Source organism: Mesorhizobium sp. RSR380A (assembly GCF_054719385.1).
Genome location: NZ_JBTTIB010000001.1, coordinates 3,715,558 through 3,735,557 on the forward strand (window position 1 = coordinate 3,715,558; position 20,000 = coordinate 3,735,557).

At 62.6% G+C, this 20,000-nt stretch carries 18 protein-coding genes; 13 read left to right on the forward strand and 5 right to left on the reverse strand.

The genetic code is table 11. The features are described from left to right. Positions 1 to 22 precede the first annotated feature (22 nt). From ACYG9Z_RS17945 to trmB, 3 genes are all read left to right on the forward strand, one after another. Entirely contained in the window at positions 23 to 442 is a 420-nt protein-coding gene (locus ACYG9Z_RS17945; RefSeq protein ID WP_023669550.1) for a helix-turn-helix domain-containing protein, read from the forward strand. 223 nt (positions 443 to 665) lie between these two features. Next, a complete protein-coding gene (gene metK / locus ACYG9Z_RS17950; RefSeq protein WP_023669551.1) occupies positions 666 to 1,931 on the forward strand; it encodes a methionine adenosyltransferase in 1,266 nt (421 codons plus the stop codon). Positions 1,932 to 2,070: 139 nt separating this feature from the next. Beyond that, positions 2,071 to 2,772 (forward strand): tRNA (guanine(46)-N(7))-methyltransferase TrmB, encoded by a 702-nt coding sequence (gene trmB / locus ACYG9Z_RS17955; RefSeq protein WP_023682008.1) that lies wholly within the window; start codon positions 2,071 to 2,073, stop codon positions 2,770 to 2,772. Positions 2,773 to 2,814: 42 nt separating this feature from the next. On the opposite strand, the gene ACYG9Z_RS17960 is transcribed toward trmB, so the two are convergent. Next, positions 2,815 to 2,979: a hypothetical protein gene (locus ACYG9Z_RS17960; protein WP_023669553.1), complete on the reverse strand. Its 165-nt coding sequence runs from the start codon at positions 2,977 to 2,979 to the stop codon at positions 2,815 to 2,817. A 335-nt stretch (positions 2,980 to 3,314) separates the two neighbouring features. Here ACYG9Z_RS17960 and rimP point away from each other — a divergent pair, with 335 nt between their 5' ends. The 10 genes from rimP to ACYG9Z_RS18010 all read left to right on the forward strand — a co-directional run bounded on the left by rimP (position 3,315) and on the right by ACYG9Z_RS18010 (position 15,538). After that, entirely contained in the window at positions 3,315 to 3,959 is a 645-nt protein-coding gene (gene rimP, locus ACYG9Z_RS17965; protein WP_023669554.1) for a ribosome maturation factor RimP, read from the forward strand. Positions 3,960 to 4,006: 47 nt separating this feature from the next. Beyond that, on the forward strand, positions 4,007 to 5,602 hold the full coding sequence (nusA, locus tag ACYG9Z_RS17970) for a transcription termination factor NusA (protein WP_023669555.1): 1,596 nt from the start codon (positions 4,007 to 4,009) through the stop codon (positions 5,600 to 5,602). A 38-nt stretch (positions 5,603 to 5,640) separates the two neighbouring features. Next, positions 5,641 to 6,291, forward strand: a complete 651-nt coding sequence (locus tag ACYG9Z_RS17975) for an RNA-binding protein (protein WP_023669556.1) — start codon at positions 5,641 to 5,643, stop codon at positions 6,289 to 6,291. Further along, positions 6,288 to 8,852, forward strand: a complete 2,565-nt coding sequence (infB, locus tag ACYG9Z_RS17980) for a translation initiation factor IF-2 (protein WP_023669557.1) — start codon at positions 6,288 to 6,290, stop codon at positions 8,850 to 8,852. The genes ACYG9Z_RS17975 and infB overlap by 4 nt, the downstream gene beginning before the upstream one ends. Before the next feature lie 161 nt (positions 8,853 to 9,013). Continuing rightward, on the forward strand, positions 9,014 to 9,433 hold the full coding sequence (rbfA, locus tag ACYG9Z_RS17985) for a 30S ribosome-binding factor RbfA (protein ID WP_023669558.1): 420 nt from the start codon (positions 9,014 to 9,016) through the stop codon (positions 9,431 to 9,433). Further along, on the forward strand, positions 9,433 to 10,404 hold the full coding sequence (gene truB / locus ACYG9Z_RS17990; protein WP_023682007.1) for a tRNA pseudouridine(55) synthase TruB: 972 nt from the start codon (positions 9,433 to 9,435) through the stop codon (positions 10,402 to 10,404). Before rbfA ends, truB begins: the two co-directional genes overlap by 1 nt. A gap of 44 nt (positions 10,405 to 10,448) precedes the next feature. Continuing rightward, complete coding sequence (gene corA, locus ACYG9Z_RS17995) at positions 10,449 to 11,543, forward strand: magnesium/cobalt transporter CorA (RefSeq protein WP_023682006.1); 1,095 nt, start codon at positions 10,449 to 10,451, stop codon at positions 11,541 to 11,543. A gap of 95 nt (positions 11,544 to 11,638) precedes the next feature. Further along, entirely contained in the window at positions 11,639 to 12,013 is a 375-nt protein-coding gene (rpsO, locus tag ACYG9Z_RS18000; RefSeq protein ID WP_280790898.1) for a 30S ribosomal protein S15, read from the forward strand. A gap of 278 nt (positions 12,014 to 12,291) precedes the next feature. Beyond that, complete coding sequence (gene pnp, locus ACYG9Z_RS18005; protein WP_023682005.1) at positions 12,292 to 14,439, forward strand: polyribonucleotide nucleotidyltransferase; 2,148 nt, start codon at positions 12,292 to 12,294, stop codon at positions 14,437 to 14,439. An 85-nt stretch (positions 14,440 to 14,524) separates the two neighbouring features. After that, complete coding sequence (locus ACYG9Z_RS18010) at positions 14,525 to 15,538, forward strand: class I SAM-dependent methyltransferase (RefSeq protein ID WP_023715304.1); 1,014 nt, start codon at positions 14,525 to 14,527, stop codon at positions 15,536 to 15,538. A 16-nt stretch (positions 15,539 to 15,554) separates the two neighbouring features. Here the strand turns inward: ACYG9Z_RS18010 and ACYG9Z_RS18015 are convergent, their stop codons facing one another. From ACYG9Z_RS18015 to fabA, 4 genes are all read right to left on the reverse strand, one after another. Next, positions 15,555 to 17,108: a putative bifunctional diguanylate cyclase/phosphodiesterase gene (locus ACYG9Z_RS18015; RefSeq protein WP_023669563.1), complete on the reverse strand. Its 1,554-nt coding sequence runs from the start codon at positions 17,106 to 17,108 to the stop codon at positions 15,555 to 15,557. A gap of 183 nt (positions 17,109 to 17,291) precedes the next feature. Then, positions 17,292 to 18,104: an enoyl-ACP reductase FabI gene (gene fabI, locus ACYG9Z_RS18020; protein WP_023669564.1), complete on the reverse strand. Its 813-nt coding sequence runs from the start codon at positions 18,102 to 18,104 to the stop codon at positions 17,292 to 17,294. A gap of 33 nt (positions 18,105 to 18,137) precedes the next feature. Beyond that, a complete protein-coding gene (gene fabB, locus ACYG9Z_RS18025; RefSeq protein WP_023682004.1) occupies positions 18,138 to 19,358 on the reverse strand; it encodes a beta-ketoacyl-ACP synthase I in 1,221 nt (406 codons plus the stop codon). Positions 19,359 to 19,480: 122 nt separating this feature from the next. Continuing rightward, on the reverse strand, positions 19,481 to 19,996 hold the full coding sequence (gene fabA, locus ACYG9Z_RS18030; RefSeq protein ID WP_023669566.1) for a 3-hydroxyacyl-[acyl-carrier-protein] dehydratase FabA: 516 nt from the start codon (positions 19,994 to 19,996) through the stop codon (positions 19,481 to 19,483). Positions 19,997 to 20,000 lie beyond the last annotated feature (4 nt).

Here is a 20,000-nt window from a genome sequence, read left to right on the forward strand (position 1 = left end):
GGAAAAATTCGGCGAGGAAAAAATGACAGAAGAAAACAAGAAGAAACCGAATCCGATCGACATCCATGTCGGAAGTCGCGTCCGCCTTCGGCGCAATATGCTTGGAATGAGCCAGGAAAAGCTTGGTGAAAATCTCGGTATTACGTTTCAGCAGATCCAAAAATATGAAAAAGGAACGAACCGCGTCGGCGCCAGCCGTCTGCAGGCAATAGCCTCGATACTCAGCGTGCCTGTCGCCTTCTTTTTCGAGGATGCGCCAGGGCAGGAGCCGGTGGGTAATAGAGGATTTGCCGAGGACACTTCGATGGCTTTCGCCGTCGAATTCTGCGGCAGTCCGGAAGGGCTTCAGCTCAACCGCGCGTTCGTCAAGATCGCGGATGTGAAGGTGCGCCGCCGGATTATCGACCTTGTGAAGTCCCTTTCTGCCGAAGATGCCGAGTGATTCGGTGGGTCGATTGACCCATTGGGCCCCAGTAATCCCCTGGGTCCGAGTAGCCCAGAGGCTCGACTGCCGGCGGCGCCAAGCCGCCGGTGGTACAAGATATATTGCTGCGGCACTCATGCCAGAACCGCGGCACCGCTTGACGAGCGGCGCCCGGCACCGTTAACACGTGGCGCGCCAAAATCGGCAGCCCTGCCGATCGTTTTTTCAAGAGGGGACACCCGTGACGCGGCAGAACTACTTCTTCACCTCGGAATCCGTGGCCGAGGGTCATCCCGATAAAGTCTGTGACCGCATCTCGGACGAGATCGTCGATCTGGTCTATCGCGAGGCCAAGAAGACCGGCATGGACCCATGGAAAGTCCGCGTCGCCTGCGAGACGCTCGCAACCACCAACCGCGTCGTCATCGCCGGCGAAGTAAGGGTTCCCGATACTCTGCTGAAGCGGGACAAAGCCGGCAACATCCTCAAGGACGCCGCCGGGCATTCGGTCGTCAACCCGGCCAAGTTCAAGTCGGTCGCCCGCAAGGCGATCCGCGAAATCGGCTACGAGCAGGCCGGCTTCCACTGGAAGACGGCAAAGATCGAGGTTCTGCTGCACGGCCAGTCGCCCGACATCGGCCAGGGAGTCGACAACGCCGCCGACCGCCAGGGCGAAGAGGGTGCCGGCGACCAGGGCATCATGTTCGGCTATGCCTGCCGCGAGACCCCGGACCTGATGCCGGCGCCGATCTATTACAGCCACAAGATTCTCGAACTGCTCGCCGCTGCCCGTCACGAAAACAACGGCGAAGCCGGCAAGCTCGGACCCGACGCCAAGAGCCAGGTCACCGTTCGCTATGTCGATGGCAAAGCCGCCGAAGCGACGCAGATCGTGCTGTCGACGCAGCATCTCGACGCGACCTGGGATTCCAAGAAGGTCCGCAAGGTCGTTGAGCCTTACATCCGTGAGGCGCTCGGCGACCTCAAGATCGCCGACGATTGCATGTGGTACATCAACCCGACGGGCAAGTTCGTCATCGGTGGACCGGACGGCGACGCCGGCCTGACCGGCCGCAAGATCATCGTCGACACCTACGGTGGTGCTGCCCCGCACGGCGGCGGCGCCTTCTCCGGCAAGGACACCACCAAGGTCGACCGCTCTGCCGCCTATGCGGCGCGCTATCTCGCCAAAAATGTAGTGGCGGCCAAGCTCGCCGACCGCTGCACCATCCAGCTGTCCTACGCCATCGGCGTTGCCCAGCCGCTGTCGGTCTATGTCGACCTGCACGGCACCGGCAAGGTCGACGAGGCCAAGCTCGAGGAAGCGCTGCGCACGGTGATGGATTTGTCGCCATCCGGCATCCGCAGGCATCTCGACCTCAACAAGCCGATCTACGCAAAGACCTCGTCCTACGGCCATTTCGGCCGCAAGGCCGGCCGAGACGGGTCCTTCTCCTGGGAAAAGACCGATCTGGCCAAGGCGCTCAAGGACGCGATCGCTGCTTAGGCATGATTCCAAAAAGTGGGTACCGGTTTTTTGGAAAAGATCATGCTCCAACAAAGGATTAGATTGAGATGAGATTTCAGCCAAATCTCATCTCAATCCCAAATCTCATCTCAATCTAAGCGCGGCGCGCGACCAGGCCATGGATCCACAGGACAGGCGGAGCCGGGCGACCGAAGGGTTCTTCGGCCGCCGGCACGGCAAGACCATTCGCCCGCAGCAGGCGGCGGCGCTGGAAAGCGGTCTTGGGGCCTATGGCCTCGACCTCTCCGTCCAGGCACCGGCAGAATTGCGCGCGCTATTCTCAGCGGATGTTTCAACGGTTCGGCTGGAAATCGGCTTCGGCGGCGGTGAGCATCTGCTGCACCGTGCCACGGAGGCACCGGCGACCGGCTTCATCGGTGTCGAGCCGTTCGTCAACGGCATGGCCAAGCTGATGATGGCGGTGCGGGAAAAGCCGCTTGCCAATCTTCGCGTTTATGACGACGACGCCACGCGCCTGCTCGATTGGTTGCCGCAGGCGTCGCTCGACGGCATCGATCTGCTCTACCCCGATCCCTGGCCGAAGAAAAAGCACTGGAAGCGGCGTTTTGTCAGCCCGCTCAACCTCGATCGGTTCGCGCGCGTGCTGAAGCCGGGCGGAAAATTCCGCTTCGCATCCGACATCGACACCTATGTGAACTGGACCTTGTTGCACTGTCGGGCGCATGGCGGGCTCCTCTGGCAGGTGCAAGATGGGGCCGACTGGCATCGGCCCTATGAAGGCTGGCCGGGCACACGCTACGAGGCAAAAGCCATTCGCGAGGGCCGACGGCCGGTCTATCTCACCTTCATCAGAAAATAGTTCGATGCGGGAAAGTGTCCCGCATCGACAGCCGGTCTGGCTTCAGAAACGGCCGATCTTGCCGAAAGCGGTCGGGTCCATGCCGAGCCGGCGCAGATCGTTGGCGCGCGGCTTGCGGCCGGCTTCGACGGCCCGCGAGGCGGCAACGGCGCTGCCGAACAGGGCAAAGGCGTCGCCTATGGCGGAAAACACGGTACGGTTGCTCATTGTCTTGACCTTTCGCGCGCCACCGCGCGCTCATCTTTGATTTGTGCAGTGCAACATAGATAGGGATGTGAAATCCGGGATCACAGGGCCGTTACCGCATAGCCGGCATGCGCCGCGCGCAATCCTGCCAGCCGTCCCCGGCTGCACTCTGCCCGGCCCGTCAACAGACTTGAAACACCGGCCGGGATCGTCTATATCAGCCTCAAATTCTTGGTCGGTATGACGAAGAGTGGGTCCACCCGGTCCCGCTCTTTTTTATTACCTGCCGGTCAGCCATCAGCAAAGAGATGGTTCGGGACGACGATCATCCTGATCCAGAGAACGACAGGAACCGCATGACTGCAACGGCAAGCGAAGCCGACGACCGCATCATCCGCGAAAGCGGTATCGATGCGCGCATCGCGCTGATCGTTCAGCCGGTGTTGCGAGGCATTGGCTTCCGCCTCGTGCGGGTGCATCTGTCGGGCCAGAACGGCCTGACGCTGCAGATCATGGCCGAACGCGAGGACGGCACCATGACCGTCGAGGATTGCGAAGAGGTCAGCCGCGCTGTGTCGCCGGCGCTCGACGTCGATGACCCGATCGAGAAGGCCTATCATCTCGAAGTGTCGTCGCCGGGCATCGACCGGCCGCTGGTACGCAAGTCGGATTTCGTCACCTGGACCGGCCATCTGGTGAAGATGGAAACCTCGGTGCCGGTCGCCGACCGCAAGCGCTTCAAGGGCAAGATCGCCGAAGCCGGCGAAGACGACATGCTGCTCGAGCGCGACAAGGCCGCCTACGGCGAAGAGCCGACGGTTCGCATTCCTTATGACGCGATCGCCGATGTGCGGCTGATCCTCACCGACGACCTTATTCGCGATGCCCTTTCGAAGGACAACCGGGAACGCAAGGAAGCCAAGAAACGCCGCGGCGAAGCTGATGATGCACCCGAAGGTGCTGAAGGCGGCGCGGAAGACGAAATCGAACAGGAACTATGATGAGCGGCCGGGCCTAAAAGCTCGGCAACAAGCTCGGGAGAAATAAGATGGTTGTAAGCGCCAACAGACTTGAACTGCTGCAGATCGCCGACGCGGTGGCGCGTGAAAAGTCGATCGACAAGTCGATCGTCATTGCCGCCATGGCTGATGCGATCCAGAAGGCCGCGCGCTCGCGCTACGGCCAGGAAACCAACATCCGCGCCGACATCAACGCCAACACCGGCGAGATGAAGCTGCAGCGGCTGATGGAAGTGGTCGAGAAGGTCGACGACTACGCCACCCAGATCGCCATTTCCTCGGCCCGCGAGCGCAATCCGGACGCCCAGCTTGGCGACTTCATCGCCGAACAGCTGCCGCCAATGGATTTCGGCCGCATCGCCGCCCAGTCAGCCAAGCAGGTCATCGTGCAGAAAGTGCGCGAGGCCGAGCGCGACCGCCAGTATGACGAATACAAGGACCGCATCGGCGAGATCGTCAACGGCACCGTCAAGCGCGTCGAATATGGCAACGTCATCGTCGATCTCGGCCGTGGCGAGGCGATTATCCGCCGCGACGAGCTGATCCCGCGTGAAAACTACAAGTACGGCGACCGCGTCCGCGCCTATGTCTACGACGTGCGCCGCGAACAGCGCGGCCCGCAGATATTCCTGTCGCGCACCCATCCGCAGTTCATGGCCAAGCTCTTCACCATGGAAGTGCCGGAAATCTATGACGGCATCATCGAGATCAAGTCGGTCGCCCGCGACCCAGGCTCGCGCGCTAAGATCGCCGTCATTTCGCGTGACTCGTCGATCGATCCGGTCGGCGCCTGCGTCGGTATGCGCGGCAGCCGCGTCCAGGCCGTGGTCGGCGAATTGCAGGGCGAAAAGATCGACATCATTCCGTGGTCGCCTTCGGCCGCCTCCTTCATCGTCAACGCGCTGCAGCCGGCGGAAGTCGCCAAGGTGGTGCTCGACGAGGATGCCGAGCGCATCGAAGTGGTGGTTCCCGACGACCAGCTGTCGCTGGCCATCGGCCGTCGCGGCCAGAACGTGCGTCTTGCCTCGCAGCTCACCGGCTGGGACATCGACATCCTGACCGAGGCCGAGGAGTCTGAGCGCCGCCAGAAGGAATTCGTCGAACGCTCGTCGCTGTTCATGGAAGCCCTTGATGTCGACGAGATGGTCGGCCAGGTGTTGGCCTCCGAAGGCTTCACCAGCGTCGAGGAAGTTGCCTACGTCGATTCGGGCGAGATCGCCTCGATCGACGGTTTCGACGAAGACACCGCTTCGGAGATCCAGACCCGCGCCCGCGAATATCTGGAGAAGATCGAAGCCGAGCATGACGACAAGCGCAAGGCGCTGGGCGTCACCGACGAACTGCGCGAGATCCCTGGCGTCACCACCGCCATGATGGTGACGCTCGGCGAGGATGGCGTGAAGACGATCGAGGATTTCGCCGGCTATGCCGCCGACGACCTGACCGGCTGGAAGGAACGCAAGGACGGCGAGACCAAGGTATTCCCGGGTGTGCTCGCCAATCACGGCGTGTCGCGCGCCGACGCCGAGCAGATGGTTCTGGCAGCCCGCCTCAAGGCCGGCTGGATCACCGAAGACGAGCTTGCAGCCGAACAGGTCCCGGCTGACGAAGCCGTTGGTGCGTGAGGTGAAACCGCATCGCACACAACCCGCCCCAGGACGAGATGAACGATCGCACCTGCATCGTCACGCGCAAGCAAGCCGAGCCGGATGAGCTGATCCGTTTCGTCGTCGGCCCGGATTCGGCCGTCGTTCCTGACCTGAAGAGAAATCTGCCCGGCCGTGGTTGTTGGGTGAGCGCCGACCGCCTACATATCGACAAGGCGGCGGCGAAGAACCTGTTTGCCCGCGCCTTCAAGGCGCAGGTCGTCGTGCCGCCCGATCTCGGCGGCATGGTCGACGGACTGCTTGCACGATCCGCTTTGGGTATGCTTGGCCTTGCCCGCAAGGCTGGCTCGATCGCACTCGGCGCAACCAAGGTCGAGAGCGCGGTGCGCTCGGGGTTGGCGCTTTTCGTGCTCCACGCGACCGAGGCATCCGACGATGGCGTGCGCAAGATCAGTCAGGCGCGGCGGGCAACTGTCCACCTCGGCGGGCCTGCAGTCCTTGCCTACAAACTTTTCTCCGAGGCCGAGTTGAGCTTGGCATTGGGGGGTACAAATGTGATACATGCTGCCGTTCTCGCGGGAGACGCGGGCAAGGCGGTTGAGAGGCGCATGGTTGCGCTCGACCGATATCGGGGCGGAACCCCCGACGATCTGGCAATGCTTGCGGCCGTTGCTGACGAAGATGATGCTGCAGAGGATATGGAATGAGCGATACGAAATCGGGCGACGACAAGACGTTGAGTGTTACACCGAAGAAGACCTTGACGCTGAAGCGCCCCGGTACCGAGCAGAGCGTCGTGCGCCAGAATTTCTCGCATGGCCGCACCAAGCAGGTCCAGGTCGAGATCAAGAAGCGCAAATTCTCCATGCCCGGCGACAAGCCGGAGCCGGTGGCTGCACCCGTATTTACGCCCAAGCCCGCGGTTGTGGCAGCCCCCGTCGTGCAGGAAGCGCCCAAGGCGCCGCCTCCGCCGCCGCCGGCCGAACGCGGCGGCATGGTGCTGAACGAACTGTCGCGCAATGAAATGGAAGCGCGCCGCAGGGCGCTCGAAGGCTCCAAGGTTCGCGACGTCGAGGACCGCCAACGCGCCATCGAAGAGGCCAAGCGCCGCAACGAGGATGAGGAACGCCGCAAGCGCGAGCGCGAGGAATCCGCGCGCCGTCAGGCCGAGGAAGAAGCCCGCCTGCAGACCGAGGCCGAGTCCCGCCGCCGCGCCGAGGAAGAAGCGCGCCGCCGCGCGCCGCAGGCTGCCGAGCTTGTGGCATCGGACGACGAGGAAGAGGTCAAGCCGAAGCGCACCGCCGCCGGCGCCCCGGTACGCCGTCCGGTTACGCCCGAAGTGGCGCGCCCGGCCAAGCCGACCAAGGCCGAGGAAGACCGTCGTCGCGGCAAGCTGACCCTCAACACGGCGCTTTCCGACGAGGACGCGCGCGCCCGCTCGCTGTCGTCGATGCGTCGCCGCCAGGAAAAATTCAAGCGCGCGATGCATAATGAGCCGCGCGAGAAGGTTATGCGCGAAGTGATCCTGCCTGAAACCATCACCATCCAGGAACTGGCGCAGCGCATGTCCGAGCGCGCTGTCGATGTGGTCAAGTACTTCATGAAGCAGGGCCAGATCCTGAAGCCGGGCGACATCATCGACGCCGACACGGCCGAGCTGGTCGCCACCGAATTCGGCCACACGGTCCGCCGCGTCGCCGAGTCCGACATCGAGGAAGGCCTGTTCAACATTGCCGACAATGCCGAGGACCTGGTGTCGCGGCCGCCTGTCGTGACCATCATGGGCCATGTCGACCACGGCAAGACCTCGCTGCTCGACGCCATCCGCAATGCCAATGTCGTCTCCGGCGAAGCCGGCGGCATCACCCAGCATATCGGCGCCTACCAGGTCGAGAAGAACGGTCAGAAGATCACCTTCATCGACACGCCCGGTCACGCCGCCTTCACGGCGATGCGCGCCCGCGGCGCTCAGGCGACCGACATCGCCATCCTGGTGGTGGCGGCCGACGACAGCGTCATGCCGCAGACCATCGAATCGATCAGCCATGCCAAGGCGGCCGGCGTTCCGATCATCGTGGCGATCAACAAGATCGACAAGCATGATGCCGATCCGCAGAAGGTGCGGTCGGAACTGCTGCGCCATGAGGTGTTCGTTGAATCGATGGGCGGTGAAGTGCTGGACGTCGAAGTGTCGGCGACCAAGGGCACCAACCTCGACAAGCTGTTGGAAGCGATCCTGCTGCAGGCCGAAATCCTCGACCTCAAGGCCAATCCGGACCGTACCGCCGAGGGCGTCGTCATTGAAGCCCAGCTCGACAAGGGCCGTGGTCCCGTCGCCACCGTGCTGGTGCAGACCGGCACTTTGATGCCGGGAGACATCCTCGTCGCCGGCAATGAATGGGGCCGGGTGCGCGCTCTGGTCAACGACCGTGGCGAGCAGATCAAGGAGGCGCCGCCGGCTATGCCGGTCGAGGTGCTCGGCCTGCAGGGCACGCCGCAAGCCGGCGACCGCTTCGCTGTCGTCAACAACGAGGCCCGCGCCCGCGAGATCACCGAATATCGCCAGCGTCTGGCGCGCGAGAAGGCAGTGGCTCGCCATGCCGGCCAGCGCGGCTCGCTCGAACAGATGATGTCGCAGCTGCAGACGAGCGGGTTGAAGGAATTCCCGCTGGTCATCAAGGGCGACGTGCAGGGTTCGATCGAGGCGATCAACGCCGCTCTCGACAAGCTTGGCACCGACGAGGTGCGTGCGCGCATCGTTCATGCCGGCGCCGGCGCCATCACCGAAAGCGACGTGTCGCTGGCGGAGACCTCGGGGGCCGCGATCATCGGCTTCAACGTCCGTGCCAACGTGCAGGCACGTGCGGCCGCGGCGGCCGCGGGCATCGAAATCCGCTACTACTCGATCATCTACAACCTCGTCGACGATGTGAAGGCAGCACTTTCCGGCTTGCTGTCGCCGGAACGCCGCGAGACCTTCATCGGCAATGCCGAGATCCTCGAGATCTTCGACATCACCAAGGTCGGCAAGATCGCCGGCTGCCGTGTCACCGAAGGCAAGGTCGAGCGTGGAGCGGGCGTGCGCCTGATCCGCGACAACGTCGTCATCCATGAAGGCACGCTGAAGACCCTCAAGCGCTTCAAGGACGAAGTCGCGGAAGTTCCGGGCGGCCAGGAGTGCGGCATGGCCTTCCAGAACTACGAGGACATGCGCGTTGGCGACATCATCGAGTGCTTCCGCGTCGAGATGGTGACCCGGACGCTCTGAGTTCGTATACTGTCGATACGACCGGGCGGTGGTCGAAAGACCGCCGCCCTAACTTTAATGCCTGTCGCCCAAAAGTGCGGGATAAACGACATGCATAGAAACAAGTATGAGACATGCGGCACGGTCCCATCCCGCGCCTCACGCTTTCCGGATTGAGAAAAATGCCCCGTCCAACCGCCTCCAGCCCATCCCAGCGCATGCTTCGCGTCGCCGAACAGGTGCGCCATGCGCTGTCGGAAACCTTGCAGCGCGGCGAGATTATCGACCCGCTGATCGAGAACACCGTGGTTTCGGTCTCGGAAGTGCGCATGTCGACTGATCTGAGGGTCGCAACGGCCTTCGTTTCGCCGCTCGGCGCCAAGGACACGGGTGCGGTCATCGACGCGCTCAACAAGCATGCGAAGTTCGTCCGTGGCCGCGTCTCCGGCGCGCTCCGCCAGATGAAGTTCATGCCGGAGTTCCGCTTCAAGCTCGATACGTCCTTCGACAATTTCGCCAGGATCAACGATTTGCTGAAATCGCCCGAAGTCGCGCGAGACTTGGGTGCCGATGGCGAAGACAACGACAAGGACGAGAAATAGTGGGGCGCCGCGGCAAGAAGAAGGGACGGCCGATCTCCGGCTGGGTGGTGCTGGACAAGCCGGTTGGCATGGGTTCGACCGAAGCCGTCTCCAAGATCAAATGGCTTTTCCAGGCAGAAAAGGCCGGCCATGCCGGCACGCTCGACCCGCTGGCCTCTGGCATGCTGCCGATCGCGCTCGGCGAGGCAACCAAGACCGTGCCTTATGTGCAGGACGGCGCCAAAATCTACCGGTTCACCGTCGCCTGGGGCGAGGAGCGTTCGACCGACGATCTCGAAGGCCCGGTGACGCAAAGTTCCGACCGCCGTCCGGCGGAAGAAGATGTCAGGGCGCTGCTGCCGAACTACACCGGCGTCATCATGCAGACACCGCCGCAATTCTCGGCCATCAAGATATCAGGCGAACGCGCCTACGATCTCGCCCGTGGGGGCGAGACAGTCGACATCCCCGCGCGCGAGATCGAGATCGGCCGTCTGGACATCGTCGAGCACGCTGCCGACCACACTTTGTTCGAGGTCGAATGCGGCAAGGGCACCTATGTGCGCTCGCTGGCCCGCGACATGGGCCGCGACCTCGGCTGCTTCGGTCATATCGCCGAATTGCGCCGGGTCGAGGTCGAGCCGTTCACCCAGGAGGATTTCGTCACCCTCGCCGAACTGGAAGTCGCCCGTTTCGGCGAACAGCGCGAAGCTGACAAAGAGGGCGACGCCGATGTTGCCGATGCGCCGATTGACTTCGGCGCCATCGATGCGCTGCTTGTCGACACGGCCGCCGCGCTCGACTGCCTGCCCCAGATCGCCATCAGCGACGAAGCGGCGACCAAGATCCGCCTTGGCAATCCCGTCATCATCCGCGGCCGCGACGCGCCCGTGGAAGCCGAGGAAGCCTGCGCCACCGCGCGCGGCAAGCTTGTCGCCATCGGCGCCATCGAGCAAGGCATGTTCAAGCCGAAGCGGGTCTTTGTCGGCTGACCACTCTCGTCTAGTCTTACGTCGACGTCACATCCGAGGGGCACATGGCAAAGGCTGAGGCGGTGAAGAAGCGGGCGCCGGTGACAACGCGCCGGCCGCCGGTTGGCGCCTCGCCCGGCACGCTGATCGCCGATCCGGCGGCGCGACGGTCCGAGCTGCGGCTGACGCTGATTTCGCCTGAAAAATTCAAGACCATCAACGATGCCAGCATCGACGATCTCAACACCCATTGCGACAACTGGCCGGTCGTCTGGTTGGACTGCACCGGTCTCGCCAACATCCAGCTGATCGAGGAGATCGGCCGGATCTTCAACCTGCATCCACTGGCTCTGGAAGATGTCGTCAACACCGGCCAGCGGCCGAAGGTCGACTTCTTCGAGGACCACGCCTTCGTCGTCATGCGCATGATCGACGACGTCAAGGTGCATCGCTATGAGCAGATCGCGGTGTTCTTCGGCAAGAAATTCGTCGTCACCTTCCAGGAGCGCGAAGGCGATCCGTTCGACCCCGTACGCAAGCGCATCGCGGCAGCGTTGCCCAACCGCTTGCGGATGCGCGGCGCCGACTATCTGGCCTATGCGCTCATCGACTCCATCGTCGACAGCTATTTCCCGCCGATTGAGGCCGCTAGCGAGGAGGTCGATGGCATCGAGGACGAGATGCTCAACACGCCTCACAAGCATCAGATGCGCCAGCTGCACGAATTGCGGCGCGACGCCAATGTGCTCAAGGGCGTGCTGTGGCCGATGCGCGACGCGCTGGCGACGCTGATCCGCAACGACGTGCCCTATGTGAAGCCGGAGACGAAAATCTTCTTCAACGACACGCTCGACCACGCATTGCGGCTGATCGAGCTGGTCGAGAACCAGCGTGATATGCTGACCGGCTTGATCGAAATGCATTTGTCGCTGAGCCAGGCACGCACCAACGATGTGATCTCTTATCTCACCATCGTCTCGGTGATTTTCATGCCGCTAACCTTCCTGGTCGGTATCTGGGGGATGAATTTCGATCCCGAGAGCTCGCCGTGGAACATGCCGGAACTGAAAGCCTACTATGGCTACCCGGCTTCGCTGCTGTTCATGCTGGCCGTTGCTGTCGGGCTGATCGTCTTCTTCAAAAGCAAGAAGTGGCTGTAAGGTTTCGGTGTCAGGGGAATCCTGGATTCCCGAGCAAAGGGCTGCGACAAGCCGGCTTTATGAATGGGCTGGTGTTTTCCGGGGAATTGCCCTATATGCGCCGCAGCATCGCGCCATGTCGCTTTGCTTGCACCGGCCCCTGCTGGACGACATCCCGGCTGAGGGCGACCCGTTTCCTCAAACAGATAAGGAAAAACACGATGTCGATTACTGCCGAGCGCAAACAGGAATTGATGGGTGAATTCGCAACCGCCAAGGGCGATACCGGGTCTCCGGAAGTCCAGGTGGCCATCCTTTCCGAGCGCATCAAGAACCTGACCGACCACTTCAAGGACCACAAGAAGGATAACCATTCCCGCCGTGGTCTGCTCGCTCTCGTCTCCCAGCGCCGCAGCCTGCTTGATTATCTCAAGCGCAAGGATGACGCGCGCTATCAGACGTTGATCGAGAAGCTCGGTCTGCGCCGTTGACGAATTGACCGGCGGGCTTTCGAAGGAGAGCCCGCCGGTCGCGCATTCTGCCAGTCGCATCGATTGGCTAGACCCGGTTTCGAGCGCGCAGAGGCCACTCGAAACCGCCCATGGACGGTCATGGGGCAGGATTGCAGGACGCTCGTGCGCTAACCAGTGCCGAAATCTACCCGAGCTTCCCGTTGTCTTGCCCGTGGCTGCCCGAGAAAGGAAGCCAGGGAAAGGGCATCCGCGCACCGTGAAACGGCGCGGCCCTTTCCGCTTATTAAGGACAAGATATGTTCAACTACCACAAAGTGGAAATCGAATGGGGCGGCCGTCCGCTCATCCTGGAAACCGGCAAGATCGCACGTCAGGCTGACGGCGCGGTGCTTGCGACCTACGGCGAAACCAAGGTTCTCGCCACCGTCGTTTCGATGAAGGAGCCGAAGCCAGGCCTCGATTTCTTCCCGCTGACCGTCAACTACCAGGAAAAGACCTACGCCGCCGGCAAGATCCCCGGCGGCTACTTCAAGCGCGAGGGACGTCCGAGCGAAAAGGAAACGCTGGTTTCCCGCCTGATCGACCGCCCGATCCGCCCGCTCTTCGCCGACGGCTACAAGAACGACACCCAGATCGTCGTCACCGTCGTCCAGCATGACCTCGAGAACGATCCCGATATCCTGTCGATCGTCGCCACCTCGGCCGCTTTGACGCTGTCGGGCGTTCCCTTTATGGGCCCGATCGGCGGCGCCCGAGTCGGCTACATCAACGGCGAATACGTGCTCAACCCGCATGTCGATGAGATGCAGGAATCCAGGCTCGACCTCATTGTCGCCGGCACCGCCGACGCCGTGCTGATGGTCGAGTCCGAAGCCAAGGAACTCGGCGAAGAGCTGATGCTCGGCGCCGTCATGTTCGGCCACAGGGGCTTCCAGCCGGTGATCGACGCCATTATCAAGCTGGCCGAAGTTGCCGCCAAGGAGCCGCGCGATTTCACGGCGCCGGACTACTCCGCGCTTGAAGCCGAAATGCTGAAGATCGTCGGCGACGAGCTCAGCAATGCCTACAAGAACGTCGACAAGCAGAAGCGCTACGCTGCCGTCGACGCCGTCAAGGCGAAGGTCAAGGCTGCGTTTGCCCCGGCTGAAGGCGAAGACGCCAAGTACACCTCCGAGCAGATCGGTTCGGTGTTCAAGGAACTCCAGGCCAAGGTCGTGCGCTGGAACATCCTCGACACCGGTTCGCGCATCGATGGCCGTGACCTCAAGACTGTCCGCAAGATCGTCTCGGAAGTCGGCGTCCTGCCGCGCACGCACGGTTCGGCGCTGTTCACCCGCGGCGAGACCCAGGCGCTGGTCGTTGCCACGCTGGGCACCGGCGAGGACGAGCAGTATGTCGATTCGCTGACCGGTATGTACAAGGAGAAGTTCCTCCTTCACTACAACTTCCCTCCCTACTCCGTCGGCGAGACCGGCCGCATGGGTTCGCCGGGCCGCCGCGAAATCGGCCACGGCAAGCTCGCCTGGCGCGCCATCCGTCCGATGCTGCCGAGCGCGGACCAGTTCCCCTACACGCTGCGCGTCGTCTCGGAGATCACCGAGTCCAACGGTTCGTCGTCGATGGCCACCGTCTGCGGCACATCGCTGGCGCTGATGGATGCCGGCGTTCCGCTGGCCAAGCCGGTTGCTGGTATCGCGATGGGCCTGATCAAGGAAGGCGAGCGCTTCGCGGTTCTGTCCGACATCCTGGGTGACGAAGATCACCTCGGCGACATGGACTTCAAGGTTGCCGGTACCGAAGGCGGCATCACCTCGCTGCAGATGGACATCAAGATCGAGGGCATCACCGAGGAGATCATGAAGATCGCGCTGGACCAGGCCAAGGACGGCCGCCAGCATATCCTCAGCGAGATGGCGCATGCTCTGACCGGCGCCCGCCCCGAACTCGGTGAGTTCGCACCGCGCATCGAGGTTATGCACATCCCGACCGACAAGATCCGCGACGTGATCGGCTCCGGCGGCAAGGTTATCCGTGAGATCGTCGAGAAGACCGGCGCAAAGATCAACATCGAGGACGACGGCACGGTCAAGATCGCTTCGTCGAACGCCAAGGAGATCGAGGCGGCCAAGAAGTGGATCCATACCATCGTCGCCGAGCCGGAAGTCGGCGAAATCTACGAAGGCACGGTCGTCAAGACCGCCGACTTCGGCGCTTTCGTCAACTTCTTCGGTCCGCGTGACGGCCTCGTCCACATCTCGCAGCTTGCCAACGACCGGGTCGCCAAGACCTCGGACGTCGTCAAGGAAGGCGACAAGGTCTGGGTCAAGCTGATGGGCTTCGACGAGCGCGGCAAGGTCCGCCTGTCGATGAAGGTCGTCGACCAGGCCACCGGCAAGGAAATCGCCCGCGACAAGAAGGCCGAAGGCGAAGAAAACGCCGCCTGAGTGGTCTGACAATAGAGTTGAACGGGCGCGGCTTATGTCGCGCCCGTTTTCGTTCAATACCCGTCTACGACATGAGAATCGAAGAATGGCCGCTGAGCCGCTGAAGACACTGTTCCATCCCTTCGAGGCCGAGGGGCTCCCTCTGCCGCAAAAGGGCGAGCGTGTGTTGTTCCTGGGTGCGGAGCCCGGCTTCCGCTTGCCGGAAGGCTTCGAGGCAGAGCTCCATCTTGCACAGGGTTTCCGGCCGCATCTCCGAGCGCTGGAGCGTGCCGGTCACAAGGTAACGCCCCGCTCGGAAGGCGATGCATTCGATGCAGCGCTCGTGCTTGCCGGCCGCCATCGTGGGCTAAACGAGATGCGTATTGCCGAGGCGATCGAACGCGTCACGCCGGGCGGTCTGATCATTGTCGCCGGCGGTAAGGACGAAGGCATCGCCAGCCTGCGCAAGCGCATCGACGAGCTTGTCCCCATCGAAGGGCATCTGCCGAAATATCACGGCATCGCCTTCTGGCTTCGCCGTCCGGTCGATCTGGCGCCTGCGGAAAAACTGCGCGTCGCCAATCCTGCCTTGGTCGTAGAGGACCGCTTCCGCACTGCGCCGGGCATGTTCTCCTTCGACCGGATCGACGCCGGCTCGAAACTTCTGGTCGACAACCTGCCCAAAGACCTGCGCGGCAACATTGCTGATTTCTGCGCCGGCTGGGGTTATGTCGCCGCCGAGGTCGCGGCACGTTCATCCGGTATAACGGGGCTCGACCTTTACGAAGCGGATTTCGACGCGCTTGAGGCGGCCAAGGGCAATATCGGCCAGACAGGCTTCGAGCCCGGCTTCTTTTGGACCGATCTGCTGAGCGAGCCGGTCGAGCGGCGCTATGATGCCATCGTCATGAACCCGCCCTTCCATCGCAGCCGGGCGGCCGAGCCGGAAATCGGCGCCGGCATGATCCAGGCGGCGGGCAAGGCGCTGAAGCCGGGCGGGCGGCTGTTCATGGTGGCGAACCGTCAGCTGCCTTACGAACCGGTTCTGAAGGCCGTCTTCTCCAGCCATGCCGAGCTCGCCCGCGACGGCATGTTCAAGGTTTTCTCCGCGCGCCGATAGGACGGTGCCGGTCGCCTCAATGCATGCTGACGATGCGCGCCGGCTCGTGGACGGGAATGGTCGGTCTGATATCGCCAGGCTTGATCTTGAGCGGCGCCGGCCTGCCGAACAGATAGCCCTGCACCATCTCGCAACCAGCTGCTCGCAAAAGCGTCGCCTGGTTCTCGGTCTCGACGCCTTCGGCGATGATGCCGACGCCGAGCGCCCGCGACAGGCCGACGATGGTAGAGACGACGGCGCCCGAATTCGAATCGGTGTCGATGCGGCTGACGAAGGAGCGGTCGATCTTCAGCTTGCCGAAGGCGAAGTCGATCAGGTAGCTGAGATTGGAATAGCCGGTGCCGAAATCGTCGACGGCCACCGAAATGCCCATGTCGGCAAGCTGCTGCAGGATGGTGGCGGCGCGGTCGCGGTCCTGCATCATCGCCGTCTCGGTCACTTCGAGCTCCAGCCGCGACGGCTTGATGCCGGTGCTGGCCATCGTATCGCGCACGATGCCGACGAAATCCTTGGTCATGAACTGGACCGGCGAGATGTTGACGGCAACGAAGCAGTCCTCGGGCAAATGACGGGCATCGCTGCAGGCCTTGTTCAGCACCCAATTGCCGATCGGGTGGATCATGCCGGTCTCTTCGGCGATCGGAATGAATTCCATCGGCGGGATCATGCCGCGTTCCGGGTGCTTCCAGCGGATCAGCGCCTCGTAGCCGACGATACGGCCGGTCGGCAGGTCGAGCTGCGGCTGGTAGTGAAGGTCGAAATCGCCACGGACGAAGGCGATGTGCAGTTCGGATTCGATCCAGTGGCGGTAGTCGGCGACCTGGCCCATGTCGGAATGGAAGACCGACCAGTTGCCCACGCCGCCGGCGCGGGCATTCTGCAGCGCCAGGTTGGAGCGGCGCAGGATGAGGACCGGATCGACGCCATCCTTTGGCATCGCCACGATGCCGACCGACAGGCCGACCGACTGCAGGTGGGAATCGAGCTGGTACGGCTTCAGCATCTCCTCGATCATGGTTTCGACGGTGCTTTCCATGGACCTTTGGAGTTGGTGTTCCCAGACAAGGATAGCGAACTCGCCGGCGCCGATGCGCCCCATCACCGCGCCTTCGGGCATGCAGGCCTTCAACCGCTTGGTGAAGCCGCGGATCAGTTCGTCGCCATGGCTGTAGCCGATTGCGTCGTTGATCTGCTTGAAGCGGTCGATGTCGATGTCGATGAGGAACACCGGCTCACCGGTCCTGATCGTCGCGGACGCCGCGTCGGCAATCCTGCCGACCATCGCCGGCCGCGCAAAAAGCCCGGTCAGCTTGTCAAAATGGGTTTCGTTGAAAACGTAGTCCACCGATTCATCGACGCCGGCGAAGAAGGACAAGGCAGCACCGGCGGCGGCCAGCGCGCATAGCGCCGACGCGATGCCGATCATGGTTTCCGCCTGCATGCCGGCAAAGCCGTCCCCGAAACCATGCCGGAGGCCCCAAAGCCCAAGGATGAAACTGCCAAGGCCCGAACTGGCGACGGTGAGCAGCCGGAACACAGGTGTTCGCTTCGGGTTGCTGACAGCAGGCATTGCTCAGTCCCTGTCGCATGATCCCGAAATCAACTCGACTTTCGGAAATATCAAGCGCAAATTCATAAAGGCTAAAGCATCCTTTGCGCCCAGCAAGAACGCGCAGAGCCCAAGCCCATAAGACTTCTAGCGGATATCTCCTTAAAATGAGTTTCCGCCGATGCATCTAATTTTACTGGTGAGTTAATCGCGTACGCTGTCGGTCTGCTTCAACTCATCCAGGGTCGGCATCGACACGATGTGATAGCCGGAATCCACATAATGGATTTCGCCGGTGACGCCTGACGAGAGGTCGGACAAAAGATAGAGCGCCGAGCCGCCGACCTCGTCGATGGTCACCGTGCGGCGCAGCGGCGAGTTGCGCTGCTGGTAGGAGTACATGTGGCGGGCGTCCGAGATTCCGGCGCCGGCCAAAGTACGCACCGGTCCCGCCGATATGCCGTTCACCCGGATGCCGCGCGGGCCATAATCGTTGGCGAGATAGCGCACGCTGGCTTCCAGCCCGGCCTTGGCGACGCCCATGACGTTGTAGTTCGGCATGACGCGGACAGAGCCGGCATAGGTCAGCGTGATCATCGCGCCGCCTTCGCTCATCAGCGGGGCGGCATGGCGGGCGACCTCGGTGAAGGAGTAGCAGGAGATGACCATGGTGCGGACGAAATTGTCGCGGCTGGTGTCGGCGTAGAGCCCTTTGAGCTCGTTCTTGTCGGAAAAGCCGATGGCGTGGACGACGAAGTCGAGCCCGCCCCATTCCTTGCCGAGCGTCTCGAAGGTGGCGGCGACCGATGCGCTGTCCTCGACGTCACAGGGCACCACCAGAGACGCGCCAAGCTTCTCGGCAAGCGGCTTGACGCGGCGCCCGAATGCGTCGCCCTGATAGGTGAAGGCAAGCTCCGCTCCGTGTTCGGACAATTTCCTGGCGATGCCCCAGGCGATCGAATGATCGTTGGCGACGCCCATGACAAGCCCGCGCTTGCCCTTCATCAGTCCGTCCATGGCCGGCAATCCCCCTACAAAAAAACGCTGGCCTTATGCGGAATAGCGCTGGAAAATCAGCGTTGCGTTGGTGCCACCGAAGCCGAACGAGTTGGACAAAACCGTGTCGATCCTGGCGTCGTCGATGCGCTTGCGCACGATCGGCATGCCCTCGAATTCGGGATCGAGGTTTTCGATATGGGCGCTCTCGCCGATGAAGCCGCCTTGCATCATCAGGATCGAGTAGATCGATTCCTGTACGCCGGCGGCACCAAGGGAATGGCCGGTCAGCGACTTGGTCGAGGTGATGAACGGCATCTTGTCGCCGAACACCTCTCGGATGGCGCCCATTTCCCGGGAATCGCCGACCGGCGTCGAGGTGCCGTGGGTGTTGATGTAGTCGACCGGCGCGGACACCGTCGCTAGAGCCTGGCGCATGCAGCGCACCGCGCCTTCGCCCGACGGCGCCACCATGTCGTAACCGTCCGACGTCGCGCCATAGCCGACGATCTCAGCGTAGATCTTGGCGCCGCGCGCCTTGGCGTGTTCGAGCTCCTCCAGGATGAGGACGCCCGCGCCGCCCGCGATGACGAAGCCATCGCGATTGGCGTCATACGCGCGGGAAGCTGTTGACGCCTTGTCGTTATACTTCGACGACATCGCCCCCATGGCATCGAACAGGTCCGACATCGTCCAGTCGAGGTCCTCATGGCCGCCGGCAAACATCACATCCTGCTTGCCCCACTGGATCAGTTCGTAGGCGTTGCCGATGCAATGCGCCGAGGTCGAGCAGGCCGACGAGATCGAATAGTTGACGCCGTGGATCTTGAACCAGGTGGCGAGCGTCGCCGACGCGGTCGACGACATCGCCTTCGGCACCGCGAACGGACCGATGCGCTTGGGGCTGTTGTTCTTGAGCGTGGTCTCGGCAGCCTCGACGATGGTGCGGGTCGAGGGGCCACCCGAGCCCATGACAATGCCGGTGCGCTCATTGGTGATGTCGCTTTCGCCAAGCCCGGCGTCGGCGATCGCCTGGTCCATCGCGACATGGTTCCAGGCCGCGCCCTGGCTCAGGAAGCGCATGGCGCGCCGGTCGATCATAGGGGTCGGGTCGAGCGTCGGCGCGCCCCAGACCTGGCAGCGGAACCCGTGTTCGGCGAAGGAATCGGAGAAGCTGATGCCTGATTTGGCATCGTGGAGCGAGGATTGCACCTCGTTGGCGTTGTTGCCGATCGACGATACGATGCCGAGGCCTGTGACGACGACCCTTCTCATTCGCAACTCCTTCCAGCGGATGATCCCGAAACCCTAGTCGGTTTTCGCCGGCGATCATACGCAAAACCAAAATGCCGCAGCGTCGTTGCGCGTCCGGGAACGCCCTGCTGCAGTGGCGCCGGTCAGGCGGCCGATTGCTTGGACAGCCCCACTTTGAGGTCTGTCGCCGCGTATATGGGTTCGCCGTCGGCTTTAAGCCAGCCATCGGCGATGCCGAGAACCAGGCGTCCGCGCATGACGCGCTTGAAATCGATGCCGTATTCCACTTTCTTGACCGAAGGCGTCACCATCCCCTTGAACTTCACTTCGCCGGTCGACAGCGCCATTCCCTTGCCCGGCTCGCCGAGCCAGCCGAGGTAGAAACCCGTCAATTGCCACATGGCGTCGAGGCCCAGGCACCCCGGCATGATCGGATTGCCGATGAAATGGCAGGCGAAAAACCACAGGTCCGGCTTGATGTCGAATTCGGCGCGGATGAAGCCCTTGTCGTGGGCGCCGCCGGTCTCGCTGATCTCGGTGATGCGGTCGAACATCAGCATCGGCGGATAGGGCAGCTGGGCGTTGCCGGGCCCAAACAGCTCGCCGCGGGCGCAGGCAAGCAATTCCTCATAACCGTAGCTGGATTTCGAACCCGCCATATGT